The 13,350-nt window shown below is 64.0% G+C and carries 11 protein-coding genes and 1 pseudogene; 7 read left to right on the forward strand and 5 right to left on the reverse strand.

Translation table 11 applies throughout. The features are described from left to right. Positions 1-124 precede the first annotated feature (124 nt). Together E3U47_RS11110 and pcaR are read right to left on the reverse strand one after the other, a co-directional pair. Positions 125-1,471, reverse strand: coding sequence for an MFS transporter (locus E3U47_RS11110; RefSeq protein WP_134691490.1), 1,347 nt, complete (start codon positions 1,469-1,471; stop codon positions 125-127). Between the two features lie 412 nt (positions 1,472-1,883). Then, entirely contained in the window at positions 1,884-2,753 is an 870-nt protein-coding gene (gene pcaR / locus E3U47_RS11115) for a pca regulon transcriptional regulator PcaR (RefSeq protein WP_134691491.1), read from the reverse strand. Positions 2,754-3,319: 566 nt separating this feature from the next. Between pcaR and E3U47_RS11120 the strand changes: the two genes are divergently transcribed. Further along, the gene (locus tag E3U47_RS11120; RefSeq protein ID WP_134691492.1) at positions 3,320-3,520 is read left to right on the forward strand and encodes a hypothetical protein; all 201 of its coding nucleotides are present in this window, start codon (positions 3,320-3,322) and stop codon (positions 3,518-3,520) included. A gap of 311 nt (positions 3,521-3,831) precedes the next feature. After that, on the forward strand, positions 3,832-5,304 hold the full coding sequence (locus E3U47_RS11125) for an inorganic phosphate transporter (RefSeq protein ID WP_134691493.1): 1,473 nt from the start codon (positions 3,832-3,834) through the stop codon (positions 5,302-5,304). Positions 5,305-5,524: 220 nt separating this feature from the next. Here E3U47_RS11125 and E3U47_RS11130 read toward each other — a convergent pair whose 3' ends face one another. Next, complete coding sequence (locus tag E3U47_RS11130) at positions 5,525-7,000, reverse strand: helicase HerA-like domain-containing protein (protein ID WP_134691494.1); 1,476 nt, start codon at positions 6,998-7,000, stop codon at positions 5,525-5,527. A gap of 207 nt (positions 7,001-7,207) precedes the next feature. Here E3U47_RS11130 and E3U47_RS25490 point away from each other — a divergent pair. The 5 genes and pseudogenes from E3U47_RS25490 to E3U47_RS11150 all read left to right on the forward strand — a co-directional run. Further along, a pseudogene (locus E3U47_RS25490) lies at positions 7,208-8,188 on the forward strand (cache domain-containing protein); the annotation flags it as partial. 93 nt (positions 8,189-8,281) lie between these two features. Continuing rightward, positions 8,282-9,046: a methyl-accepting chemotaxis protein gene (locus tag E3U47_RS25495; RefSeq protein WP_371041571.1), complete on the forward strand. Its 765-nt coding sequence runs from the start codon at positions 8,282-8,284 to the stop codon at positions 9,044-9,046. Between the two features lie 145 nt (positions 9,047-9,191). Then, a complete protein-coding gene (locus tag E3U47_RS11140; protein ID WP_134691496.1) occupies positions 9,192-10,313 on the forward strand; it encodes a glycosyltransferase family 1 protein in 1,122 nt (373 codons plus the stop codon). Continuing rightward, positions 10,306-11,070 carry a DUF2334 domain-containing protein gene (locus E3U47_RS11145; RefSeq protein WP_134691497.1) on the forward strand — a complete coding sequence of 255 codons (765 nt, stop codon included), beginning with the start codon at positions 10,306-10,308 and terminating at the stop codon, positions 11,068-11,070. The genes E3U47_RS11140 and E3U47_RS11145 overlap by 8 nt, the downstream gene beginning before the upstream one ends. Further along, positions 11,067-12,059 carry a lysylphosphatidylglycerol synthase transmembrane domain-containing protein gene (locus E3U47_RS11150; protein ID WP_134691498.1) on the forward strand — a complete coding sequence of 331 codons (993 nt, stop codon included), beginning with the start codon at positions 11,067-11,069 and terminating at the stop codon, positions 12,057-12,059. Before E3U47_RS11145 ends, E3U47_RS11150 begins: the two co-directional genes overlap by 4 nt. Here E3U47_RS11150 and E3U47_RS25215 read toward each other — a convergent pair. Further along, complete coding sequence (locus E3U47_RS25215; RefSeq protein WP_134691499.1) at positions 11,965-12,198, reverse strand: hypothetical protein; 234 nt, start codon at positions 12,196-12,198, stop codon at positions 11,965-11,967. The genes E3U47_RS11150 and E3U47_RS25215 overlap by 95 nt on opposite strands. 22 nt (positions 12,199-12,220) lie before the next feature. After that, positions 12,221-13,072 (reverse strand): formyltetrahydrofolate deformylase, encoded by an 852-nt coding sequence (gene purU, locus E3U47_RS11160; RefSeq protein WP_134691500.1) that lies wholly within the window; start codon positions 13,070-13,072, stop codon positions 12,221-12,223. Positions 13,073-13,350 lie beyond the last annotated feature (278 nt).

The following is a 13,350-nucleotide window of genomic DNA, read 5'->3' on the forward strand; positions in this document are numbered from 1 at the left end:
GATGGGCCCAGATTAAGGAGGCTGAGGGGGTTATCTCAATCCGATAATCGCACTTTTGTGCGATTATCGAACTATTTGTTACCCTGCTATTTATGCGCTCCTGCAGCAGCGAGCCACCCAGACCTCAGGTCGCATCCGCGTGGCTGACCAACCCTTTCACCACGACAGCCACCGCGGCCAATGCCGCTGGCACCAGCAGTGCCGTCAGCACCTGCTCGAAATTCCACCCCAACCCCAGCAGCGTAGCCCCACTCCAGGCGCCGAGAATCGCGCCGAAGCGACCGATCCCGAGCATCCAGGAAACGCCTGTGGCACGGCCTTGGGTCGGATAGAAGCGCGCCGCCAGCGAGGGCATGGCCGATTGCGCGCCGTTCACGCACATGCCGGCGACCAGCACCAGGGTCGCCAGCAAGGTGATGTTGCCCAGGCTCTGTCCAACGGCGTAGGCAAACACACCTGCCAGCAAGTAGAAAATGCCGATCACCTTGTGCGGATTGAAGCGGTCCATCGCCCAGCCCACCGCCACCGCGCTGAGCACGCCACCGAACTGGAACAGCGCGCCGATGAATGCTGCCTGCTCCATGCTGGCGCCACTGTCGCGCATCAGCGTCGGTAGCCAGCTGGTCAGCAGGTAGACGATCACCAGGCCCATGAAGTAGGTCAGCCACAGCAGCAGGGTGCCAAGCCCATAGGTACCCGAGAAAATCACCGCGAACACGTTGCCCGCCGCCACTGCCTTTTGCTCCGGTACGCTGAAGCTCGCCGCCTCGGCCACCAACGCCGGAGCGATCGGCGCCAGGGTCTTGCGCACCTTGTCGCTGCCCCGGTTGCGCACCACCAGGAACCGCGCCGACTCCGGCAGCCAGGCCAGCAACACCAACGCCAGCAGCAAAGGCAACACGCCGCCGATCACCAGCAGGCTGTGCCAGCCGTAGGCCGGGATCAACTTGGCGGAAATGAACCCGCCGCCGGCCATGCCCAGGTTGAAACCGCAGAACATGCTGGTCACCAGTAACGACTTGAGGCGCTCAGGGGTGTACTCCGACAGCAGCGTGGTGGCATTGGGCATGCCAGCCCCCAGGCCCAGCCCGGTGAGAAACCGCAGCACCAGCAACTGCTCGACATTGTTCGCATAAGCCGAGGCCAGGCTAAACCCGCCGAACACCAGCACCGCTCCCACCAGCACGCCCTTGCGCCCGAAGCGGTCGGCCAGCGGGCCAGAGCCCAATGCGCCGAATACCATGCCGATCAACGCGGCGCTCATCACCGGGCCCAGGCTGGCACGGTCGATCCCCCACTCCTGGGACAACGCCGGGGCGATGAAGCCCATGGCGGCGGTATCCAGGCCGTCGAGGAACACGACCAGGAAGCACAGGATCACCACCCGCCACTGGTAGCCAGACAAAGGCTGGGCATTGATCAAGGACTGCACGTCGAGGCAGTGGCCGACGGCGGATTGCGGTTTGTTCATTATTGTTATCCGGAAGGTAGGCGCAGGCACGCTACTGCGCATGAGCCATGCACAGCAACAGGAGACAACGGATAGCGCGGCGAGGAGTTAGCCGGAATGCAACGGCGACAACGAAGGGAGCGTATTCATGGAGGGTGCCCTCGGGCCTGTTGTTATTGTCCGGTCGGCGCAGCCGACCCGTGCGACAGACATTAATCAGCAAGCTGAAGCTGTGCAATTCGCTACAGGCAACACTGTGCGTTTATCGCACAGGATCTTGTTGATGCACTAGCGGTAGGCGCCGCGGTGGATGGCACCGGCTATGCCGGTGTTCGCCGGCAAGCCGGCCCCTACACGTTTGCGGCATACCCCACCCCGTAGGAGCCAGCTTGCTGGCGAACCAGGCAGCGCGGTAGAGGCCGGCTCCTGCAGCTCAACCAAACAACTGGTGACACAGATCCCGGCTGGCTGCCAGCAGGATCGGCAAAAACCGCTGCTCCAGCTCGCCACGGCTGACCCTTCCTACATGGGTACTCACATTCAACGCCGCCAGCACCTGCCCCGAGGCGTCGTAGATCGGCACGGCAATCGAGCGCAGTCCCTGCTCCAGCTCCTGGTCGACCACGCACCAGCCCTGCTCGCGCACTTGCTGGATGCAGGCCAGCAGCGATGGCGCGTCATGCAGCGTGCGGCTGGTCCGCGCCTTCAGGTCGGCGCGCTCCAGGTACTCGTGCAGGCTGGCATCGTCCAGCGCCGCCAACAAGATGCGCCCCATCGACGTGCAATAGGCCGGTAACCGCCCACCTACCGACAGGTCGACCGAGATCAACCGCTCCACCGTGGCCGAGCGCGCTATATAAAGGATGTCGTCGCCTTCCAGGGTGGCCATGTTGGCCGCCTCGTGCAGTTGGTCGCTGATGCGGTCCAAGTATGGCTGCGCCGAAACTGCCAACGGAGTCGAGGACAGGTAGGCATGCCCCAGGGTCAGCACCTTGGGCAGCAACGAATAGGTGCGACCGTCGGTGGTGGCATAGCCGAGCTTCATCAGCGTGTGCAGGCAACGCCGTACCGCCGCCCGGGGGATTTCCGTGCGGTGGCTGATCTGGGCGATGGTCAGGTGGCGTTTGCGCTCCTGGAAGGCCTGGATCACCGCCAGGCCACGGGCCAGGGAGGTCATGAAATCCGGATCGCCGGTGAATGCCTGGATACGTTTGGCCGCCGAGGCCACGATCGGCGGCGCCAGGGCCGACACACTGCTACGCGCTGGCTCGTTCGGCACCGGGCCGGGGGTTTCATCGCTCATGGGGCTTGCCTCAAAAAAACGGTAGCTTGTGCGATTATCGAACGAACGGCCGATAATCGCAATTGACCGCTGACACTTTTGCTTATACCTTTCCCCATGCCACGTGTGGCTTCTTTGGAGAGACTGGTCAGGTACCCACCGCGGAAGTCCCAGGCAACGGCCTCGCCCACCCGCGAGGCCGTTTTCATTTATGCCAGCCAAATGTCGAACTTTTCGCGCTGTGCGCTTGAACTTTCGTCGTAGCGCACAGACATATTCATAGTCAATTATTCATAACTTCTGTCAGGGCCTGGTAAAGAACGATAGCCTTAGAGTTGCCGATTGCTATAATCGACTTCGCGGGCCGTACAATTGCCAGTCGGATCCAACCCGCAGACTTTCGTTGCTTGCACCTCGCTTGCACACGCATCAGACGTGGCAGGCCCGGTAGCGAACCCTGGCGCTCATGCGAAGTTGCCTTCGACGCCACTCGCACAACAACGATGTATCCGCACGGGCGCGATACCCGCACATTGATTGTGTACTTGCTCGCCCGCGCCACACTTCAACCTATTCAGGTATCAACTGTGACGAAAGAAGAACTGCGCGCGGAACTCGAGCGCCAGGCTGAACGTTACAAGGATGTTTACGGTGGTGAAGTCACCACCTACGCCGCACAACCGGAGCCAGAACGCAAACCTTGGCGCAAACGCGCCAGCATTCGCGACCAGGCCTTCGCCCAGGAATTGGAGAAGATGGAAAAGGACCTGCGCCAGGACGAGCAGTGAGCGCGGATGATCTCATCGCGCCATCGGCCAAGGGCCCTTGGCGTGAGGCATCATTGCAAAATCGCCTTGGGTGAAATGGAATTACACAAATTTCATACAAGCGTTTGAAGCGCGATCAATATTTAGATTTCTCTACAATTAATTGATTTTAAACACAATTAGCCGATTTTAAGGCTATTTTTTTGCGTCATCGATTGCGCTTTCGCGCGGCAACGGCCAGATGCACGGCAGCCATCGGTCTGCGGCAGGTGCATCGATTGCCATGGTTTTCTGGCATAATCCGCCCCCCCTAAGACCGCCAGACAACCTTCATGATCGATTTATTCAGCGGACTGGATGCCTGGGTCGTCGTGAGCCTGATGCTCGCTTTGACCTTCGTGCTCGCATTCGAGTTCATCAATGGCTTTCATGACACCGCCAACGCGGTAGCCACTGTCATCTATACCAAAGCCATGCCGCCACACCTGGCCGTGTTCTTCTCCGGTGTGTTCAACTTCCTCGGTGTCCTGCTGGGCGGCGTCGGGGTGGCCTATGCCATCGTCCACCTGCTGCCGGTGGAACTGCTGATCAATGTGAACACCGGGCACGGCCTGGCCATGGTCTTCTCGCTGCTGGCCGCGGCCATCACCTGGAACCTGGGCACCTGGTACTTCGGCATCCCGGCCTCCAGCTCGCACACCCTGATCGGTTCGATCCTCGGCGTGGGCCTGGCCAATGCCGTGCTCAGCGACATTCCCCTGGGTGACGGCGTCAACTGGCAGAAGGCGATCGACATCGCCCTGTCGCTGGTGGTCTCGCCCATGGCCGGCTTCGCCGTCGCCGCACTGGTGCTGCTCGGCCTGAAATGGTGGCGTCCGCTGTCGAAGATGCACAAGACCCCGGACCAGCGCCGCAAGCTCGACGACAAGAAGCACCCTCCGTTCTGGAACCGCCTGGTGCTGGTGATCTCGGCCATGGGCGTGAGCTTCGTGCACGGCTCCAACGACGGCCAGAAAGGCATCGGCCTGATCATGCTGGTACTGATCGGTATCGTCCCGGCCAAGTTCGTTCTCGACCTGAACAGCACCACCTACCAGATCGAGCGAACCCGCGACGCCACCTTGCACATGAGCCAGTTCTACCAGCGCAACGCCGCCACCCTTGGCGAGTTCCTGGCCCTGGGCAAGGCCCAGTCGACCGACCTGCCAGAGCAGTTCAGCTGCAATCCGCAGCAAACCGAACCGACCATTGCCGCGCTGCAATCGTCGCTGGCTGGCGTGACCGACTACCGCGACCTGAGCGCCGACAAACGTGTCGAAGTGCGCCGCTACCTGCTCTGCCTGGACGACACGGCGAAGAAGGTCGGCAAGCTGCCAGGCCTGGAAGCCCGTGAAAAGGCCGACCTGGAGAAACTGCGCAAGGACCTGACCGCCACCACCGAATATGCCCCGTTCTGGGTGATCGTGGCCGTCGCCCTGGCCCTGGGCCTGGGCACCATGGTCGGCTGGAAGCGTGTGGTGCTGACCGTCGGTGAAAAAATCGGCAAGCAGGGCATGACCTATGCCCAAGGCATGTCGGCGCAGATCACCGCGGCCTGCGCCATCGGCATGGCCAACATCTTCAGCCTGCCGGTGTCCACCACCCACGTCCTGTCGTCAGGCGTGGCCGGCACCATGGTCGCCAACAAGAGCGGCCTGCAAGGTGGCACCGTGAAGACCATCCTGCTGGCCTGGGTCCTGACCCTGCCGGCGTCGATGGGCCTGGCGGCCGGCCTGTTCTGGCTGGCGTCCAAGGCCATTGGCTGAGTGACACCGCAGTGGAAAAAGGCGCCTTCGGGCGCCTTTTTCGTTCATCCAGGCTGCGCTGGCGCCTGGCGCACCTGCGTGGATTGCTCGATCCAGTGCCCTGTGGGAGTGGCTTTAGCCGCCAATACCGGCGCAGCCAGTGCCCACCCCTCTGTCGCATGGTTCGCCAGCAAGGCTGGCTCCTACAGGAAGTGCGCATGGAACGGACTTGGCATACGGCCTAGCGCTTCTTGCCTCCTAGCAACGACCCCATCAGCCCACGCACCAACTGCCGGCCCAACTGGTTGGCCGCCTGGCGCACCGCCGACTTGATCGCCTGCCCGGCGGCACTCTGCAGGAACTCGCCGGCTTTGTCGGCAAAGCTATCCTCGTCAGCCTTGGGCTGCGGTGCCGGCTCCACCGGCTCGCCTTTGCGCTGGGTCAGCAGCTCGTAGGCCGACTCGCGATCGATCGGCTTGTCATAGCGCCCAGCCAGGGGAGATGCAGCGATCAACGCACTGCGCTCGGCCGCGCTCAACGGCCCGATGCGTGACTGCGGCGGCGCGATCAGCACGCGCTGGACCATGGCCGGTGTGCCCTTTTCTTCCAGGGTGCCGACCAGCGCCTCGCCGATGCCCAGCTCGGTGAGCACCGCCAGACTGTCGAACGCCGGGTTCGGTCGGAAACCATCGGCCACGGCGCGCAGCGACTTCTGCTCCTTGGCAGTGAACGCGCGCAAGCCATGTTGAATGCGCAAGCCCAACTGCGCCAGCACCGCATCCGGCAGATCGCCCGGCGACTGGGTGACGAAGTACACCCCCACACCCTTGGAACGGATCAGCCGCACCACCTGCTCCAGGCGATCCTGCAGGGCCTTGGGCGTGCCGTTGAACAGCAGGTGCGCCTCGTCGAAGAACAGCGCCAACACCGGTTTGTCGGCGTCGCCCCGCTCGGGCAGTTGCTCGAACAGCTCGGCCAGCAGCCAGAGCAGGAAGGTCGCGTAGACCTTGGGTGCATCGTGCACCAGGCGACTGGCGTCGAGCAGGTGGATACGCCCGCGGCCATCGCCATCCAGGCGCAGCAGGTCTTCGAGCTGCAGCGCTGGCTCGCCGAACAGCGCCTCGGCGCCTTGCTGCTCCAGGGTCGCCAGGCGGCGCAGCAAGGCCTGAGTCGACGCGCTGGTCATCAGCGCGCTGTCCTCGCCGAGCAACTGCGGATTGTCCTTGAGGTGGGCGAGCAAGGCCTTGAGGTCTTTCAAGTCAAGCAGCAGCAGGCCTTCGCGGTCAGCCACCTTGAACGCGGCGTACAACGCCGCCTGCTGGCTGTCGGTCAGCTCCAACAGGTTGCCCAGCAACAGCGGGCCCATCTCGCTCAGGGTGGTGCGCAGCGGGTGCCCGGTCTGCCCGGCGACATCCCACAAACTGACCGGATAGGCCTGGGGCCGATAGTTCAGCCAGGGCATGCCGGCAATACGCTCGGCCACCTTGCCTTGGGGCGCGCCGGCCGCCCCCAGGCCGCACAGGTCGCCCTTGACGTCGGCGGCGAAGACCGCGACGCCGGCATCGCTGAACAGCTCGGCCAGGTGCTGCAAGGTGACGGTCTTGCCGGTACCGGTCGCCCCCGCCACCAGGCCGTGGCGGTTGGCCAGGCGCATGGCCTGGGTTACCGGTTGGCCATCAGGGCCTGCTCCTACAACCATTTGCGAAGAATCTGACATCTTCATCCTTCCCCTGCTCAAGTTCTGTCACATATGTGCCGATATTTCGAAATGATTCTCCTAGAAAGACAGTAACAACCCCGACAAGGACCCCGGGAAATGTTGCACTGTTTTCCAGCCGTGCTTTGTGCGAACGACCCGATAACAAAACCTTAGCGGACGCCTCACGTCATGAATAAAAGCCTTCGTTTCAGCCACAAGATTCTCATGGCGGCATCACTGATCGTGATCCTCGCCTTCAGCCTGTTCACCCTGTACAACGACTATCTCCAGCGTAACGCCATTCGCGAGGATCTGGAGAACTACCTTGCCGAGATGGGCGACTCCACCTCTACCAACATCCGCAACCTGTTCGAAGGCCGCATCAAACTGGTCGAGAACGTGGCGCAGAACCTGGCCCAGTTCCCGCAGAACACCGGCACCCTGCTGGGCCAGAATGCCCTGACCTCAAGCTTCCTGACCATCTACCTGGGCCAGCCCGACGGCACCTTCACCGTACGCCCGGACACCAAGATGCCCGACGGCTACGACCCGCGCGTGCGCCCCTGGTACAAGGATGGCCTGAACGCCAGCGGCCCGATCCTCACCGAGCCGTATATCGACATGGCCACCAACAAGATGGTCATCTCGATCATCAGCACCGCCTCGCGCTCGGTCGGCGTGGTCGGCGGCGACCTGGCCCTCGACGGCCTGGTGGATATCATCAACTCGCTGAATTTCGGTGGCATGGGCTATGCCTTCCTGGTCAACGACCAGGGCAAGATCCTGGTGCACCCGGACAAGAACCTGGTGATGAAGTCGCTGTCGGACCTGTTCCCACAGAACACCCCAAGGCTGTCCCGCGACCTGACCGAGATCGAGCTGAACGGCCAGACCCGCCTGCTGACCTTCACCCCGGTCAAGGGCCTGCCCTCGGCCAACTGGTACATCGGCCTGTCGGTGGACAAGGACAAGGCCTTCTCGATGCTCAGCACCTTCCGCACCTCGGCGGTGATCGCCACCCTGGTGGCGGTGGTGATCATCATCGCCCTGCTCGGCCTGCTGATCCGCGTACTGATGCAACCGCTGCACACCATGACCCGCGCCATGAGCAACATCGCCGAAGGCGAAGGCGACCTGACCCGCCGCCTGGAAATCCACAACCACGACGAATTCGGCATCCTCGGCACTGCCTTCAACCGCTTCGTCGAGCGTATCCATGGCTCGATCCGCGAAGTGTCCTCGGCCACCGAGCAGGTCAACGAAGTGGCCCTGCGGGTGATCAGCGCCTCCAACTCGTCGATGGCCAACTCCGACGAGCAGTCCAACCGCACCAACAGCGTCGCCGCCGCCATCAACCAACTCGGCGCCGCCGCCCAGGAAATCGCCGGTAACGCGGCCCAGGCCTCGCAGCACGCCAGCTCCGCGCGCCTGCTGGCCGAGGAAGGCCAGCAGGTGGTGCAGCGCAACATCGATGCGATGAACCGCCTGTCGGACCTGATCGTCACCTCCAGCGAGCACATCGAGACGCTGAACAACAAGACCGTCAACATCGGTCAGATCCTCGAAGTAATCACCAGCATCTCCCAGCAGACCAACCTGCTGGCGCTCAACGCCGCCATCGAAGCCGCCCGCGCCGGCGAGGCCGGGCGTGGCTTCGCCGTGGTCGCCGATGAGGTGCGCAACCTGGCCCACCGCACCCAGGAGTCGGCGCAACAGGTGCAGACCATGATCGAGGAGCTGCAGGTCGGCGCCCGCGAGTCGGTCGACACCATGGGCCAGAGCCAGCGCCACAGCCAGGACAGCATGGACATCGCCAACCAGGCTGGTGAACGCTTGGGCAGCGTGACCCAGCGTATCGGCGAGATCGACGGCATGAACCAGTCGGTGGCCACCGCTACCGAGGAGCAGACCGCCGTGGTCGACTCGATCAACATGGACATCAACGAGATCAACATGCTCAACCAGGAGGGCGTCGAGAACCTGCAGGCCACCCTGCGCGCCTGCTCGGACCTCGAGCAGCAGGCCGGCCGCCTCAAGCACCTGGTCGGCAGTTTCCGCATCTGACCTTGCGCCCTCCCGCGCTGTAGCCGCCAGCCTGGTTGGCGGCTACAGCGCGCCTCGAAACACGATCGAACAAACTATCCTTCAATAAGGTCAACCTTTAGGCGCGTCATCGCCAGATGACACACCCGAGGACGATCCCGGAGGGATGCTGATCGTGCACATCGCCGACATCACCATGTTCTACGCCCCGGCCAGCGGCGGCGTACGGACCTATCTTGATGCCAAACACCGCCGCCTCGACGCCATGCCCGGCGTACGCCACAGCCTGCTGATCCCCGGCGCCAACGCCGGCCATGCCGATGGTGTCTACCAGGTTCCCGCCCCGCCACTGCCGTTCGGCAACGGTTACCGCTTCCCCCTGCGCCTGGCCCCCTGGTGCCAGGTGCTGCGCCGCCTGCAGCCCGAGCTGATCGAGGTCGGCGACCCCTACCTCACCGCCTGGGCCGCCCTCGAGGCCCGGCGCCAGCTCGACGTGCCGGTGATCGGCTTTTACCACTCCGACCTGCCTTTGCTGGTCAGCAACCGCATGGGCAACTGGTTCACGCCCAACGTCGAGGCCTATGTCAGCAAGCTCTACGGCAACTTCGACCGGGTCCTGGCGCCCAGCCAGGTGATGGCCGACAAGCTGCGCCAGCTCGGCGTCAACGATGTGCATGTGCAGCGCCTGGGGGTCGACCTGGCGCTGTTTCACCCGGATCGCCGCGACCCCGGCCTGCGCGCCGCATTGGGCATCGCCGACACCAGCCGCCTGCTGGTGTTCGCCGGGCGCGGCTCGCGGGAAAAGAACCTGCCGGTGCTGCTCGACTGCATGCGCGCCCTGGGGGCGCACTACCACCTGTTGCTGGTAGGCTCGAACATGCCCGCCAGCGTGCCGGCCAACGTCAGCGTAATCGACCACTTCTGCCCAGCGCACGAGGTCGCCCGGCTGCTGGCCAGCGCCGATCTGCTGGTGCATGCCGGCGACCAGGAAACCTTCGGCCTGGTCATCCTCGAGGCCATGGCCAGCGCCACCCCGGTAGTAGCCGTGCACGCCGGTGCATTCAGCGAAATAGTCAACGACCAGTGCGGCCGCCTGTGCCCAGCCAACGATGGCCCAGCCATGGCCAACGCCGTGCGCGAGGTGTTCGAGGCCGGGGTGCGGACGCTGGGCGCCCAGGCTCGTCGGCATGCCGAGCACCATTACAGCTGGGACGCGGTGGTCAACGGCCTGCTGCATCACTACCGCGCCGTGCTGGGGCATCAGCCCCAGGTGCGTGCCCATGGCTGAGCAGCCGGGCAGCGCGCGCAGCCTGATGCTGGTGCTGCACGACGTCGCGCCGGAAACCTGGCCGGACTACCAGCCGTTCGTCCAGGCCATCGACGAACTTGGCAACGTGCCCATGACCTGGCTGGTCGTGCCGGACTTTCATCACCGCAATGCGCTGACCCGCTCACCGACCTTTTGCCGCTTGCTCGAACGACGCCTGGCCTGTGGCGACGAGCTGGCCCTGCATGGCTACTACCACGCCGACGACGGCCCGCCGCCACGCGGGCCGGGCGAGTTCTTCATGCGCCGCCTCTATACCCACGAAGGAGAGTTCTACAGCCTGGACCAAGCCCAGGCCTTGCAACGGCTGGAGGCTGGGCTGGCGTTGTTCGGCCAGCAGGGCTGGCCGGTCGCAGGCTTCGTCGCCCCGGCCTGGCTGATGAGCGCCGGCACCCGCCAGGCCCTGCGCCAGTTGCCCCTGCGCTACACCAGCACGCCGCAGCACCTGTATCGGCTGCCGGACTTCACCGCCTACAGCGCCCCCGGCCTGGTCTGGAGCGCCCGCAGTGCCTGGCGCCGGGGCCTGTCGAAAGCACTCAGCGACTGGCAATGCCGGCGCTGGCGCGACGCCCCCACCTTACGCCTGGGCCTGCACCCGGTGGACATGCGCCACGCCAGCGCCCGCAACTACTGGCTGGACACCCTGCGGCAGTTGCTGGCCGAGGGGCGCGAACCGCTGACCAAGTCCACCTGGCTGGCCCGCCAGGCCACCCGGTGAACCGCCTGGGCTGGCTGGGCCTGGCCGTGCTGCTGGCGGTACTGGTCCCGGCCTTGCTAGGCGGCAGCGAACTGCTGCCACGCCTGCAAGCCTTCGCCCCCGGGCTGATGGCCTTGTTGTTGGGGATGATCCTGCTGTGCTGGGTCATCAACGCCTTGCGCCTGCGCCTGCTGCTGGGCGAACAGGCCGCGCAGGTTGGGCGGCTGCGCAGCCTGGGGGTGATCATGGCCACCGAGTTCGCCATCTGCACCACTCCCGGTGGTAGCGGCGGCCCGCTGACGCTGATGGCCTTGCTGGCCCGCGAGCGCATCGCCCCCTCGCGCAGCGGCGCGGTGTTCGCCATGGACCAGTTGAACGACCTGGTGTTCTTCTTTTGCGCCATGCTGACGATTGCCGGTTACGCCCTGTTCCACAGCCTCGGCCACAGCCAGCGGCACATGCTGCTGGGCAGCGCCGTGCTGCTATGCGCGGCCCTGGCGGGCATTGCCCTGCTGCTGCGCTATCGGCGCGCGCTGATGCGCGGCAACGGCCGCCTGCTGAGCCGCCTGGGCATGGCCCCGGCGCGCCGACGACGCTGGGCGCGCAAGTTGCTGCGCTTCGTCCGCGCCCTGGCCGACACCTGGCGCCTGCCCAAGCGCACCTTGGCATTGGTCTTCACCCTCACGTGCGCACACTGGTGCCTGCGCTACAGCGTGCTGTACCTGGTGTTGAAGGGCTTGGGCGTGGAACTGGCGTGGATTCCGAGCTTCCTGGTGCAGATGCTCGCGCTCAGCGCCGGGCAGTTCAGCCTGCTGCCCGGCGGCGCCGGCGCGGCGGAGCTGACTTCGGCGACCTTGTTGGCGCCGCTGGTGGGGAGTTCGACGGCGGCCGCGGCGATCCTGATCTGGCGCGCGGTTACCTATTACTTCTATCTGTTCGCCGGTGGGCCGGTGTTCGTCTGCCTGCTGGCGCGTCCGCTGTTGCAGCGCCGTCGTCGCCAGGCGGGTTGAGCACGGCCCAGAGCTCGGCGGCACCGGGAAACTCGGTACCATCCTCGGCGCTCAAGGCGCTGGGGTCGAAACGTGCCAGGCAGCCCTCGCCCAAGGTGGCGGGCAATGAAGCACCGGCCTTGTCACCAGGCGCCGCCATGGCTGTCCCTCGCCCGCAAACCTTAGTTGAACACCACGGTCTTGTTGCCGTGCACCAGCACGCGGTCTTCCAGGTGGTAGCGCAGGCCACGGGCCAGGACCATCTTCTCCACGTCACGGCCGAAGCGGACCATGTCCTCGATGCTATCGGCATGGCTGACACGCACCACGTCCTGCTCGATGATCGGGCCGGCGTCCAGCTCTTCGGTGACGTAGTGGCAGGTCGCGCCGATCAGCTTCACGCCACGCAGGGCCGCCTGGTGGTAAGGCTTGGCGCCGACGAACGACGGCAGGAAGCTGTGGTGGATGTTGATGACTTTCTCGGCGTATGCCTGGCACAGCTGTGGCGGCAGGATCTGCATGTAGCGCGCCAGCACCACGGCATCGGCGCCGCACTCCTCGACCAGACGCGAGACTTCGGCAAACGCCGGCTGCTTGTCCTGCGGATCGACCGGCACGTGGTGGAACGGAATGCCGTGCCACTCGACCATGCTGCGCAGATCGTTGTGGTTGGAAATCACGCATGGGATTTCGCAATCGAGTTCGTCGGTGTGCCAACGGTGCAACAAGTCGGCCAGGCAGTGCGACTCGCGGCTGGCCATCAGTACCACGCGCTTCTTCTGTGCCGAATCGGTGATCCGCCAGGTCATGGAAAACTCTTCGGCGATTGGCGCAAAGGCCTCGCGGAACGCATCGATACCGAACGGCAGGGATTCGGCGCGGATCTCATGGCGCATGAAGAACCAACCGCTCTGTTCGTCGGAGTGGTGGCTGGCCTCGGTGATCCAGCCATTGTAGAGGGCCAGGAAATTACTGACCTTGGCCACGATACCGACACGGTCGGGGCAGGCAATCACCAATCGATAGGTGCGCATGAGGAAAAACTCCAGAACTTCGCAAAGGCGCACATTCTAGCGAGCTGCCAGGAAAAACGCAGTAATGATCTGCCCGCCGATGCTACTCGGCCCTTGAGCAACAAAAGCCACAACGCTTTTCCCTTCATCCCACAAGGAAATGGCCATTGGCCGAGCGCTATGTAAATTTTTCTTAACCTTCGCCGTGATGAATACTGCCGCTGCTATTAATTGATGCAGGACTTTTTAATTGTTTACTTGAGAGTATCGCCTGTCTATTATTGGCCGCACTGTCTCTG

The sequence above is a fragment of the Pseudomonas sp. RIT623 genome (genome assembly GCF_004519305.1).
Classification (GTDB): Bacteria; Pseudomonadota; Gammaproteobacteria; order Pseudomonadales; family Pseudomonadaceae; genus Aquipseudomonas.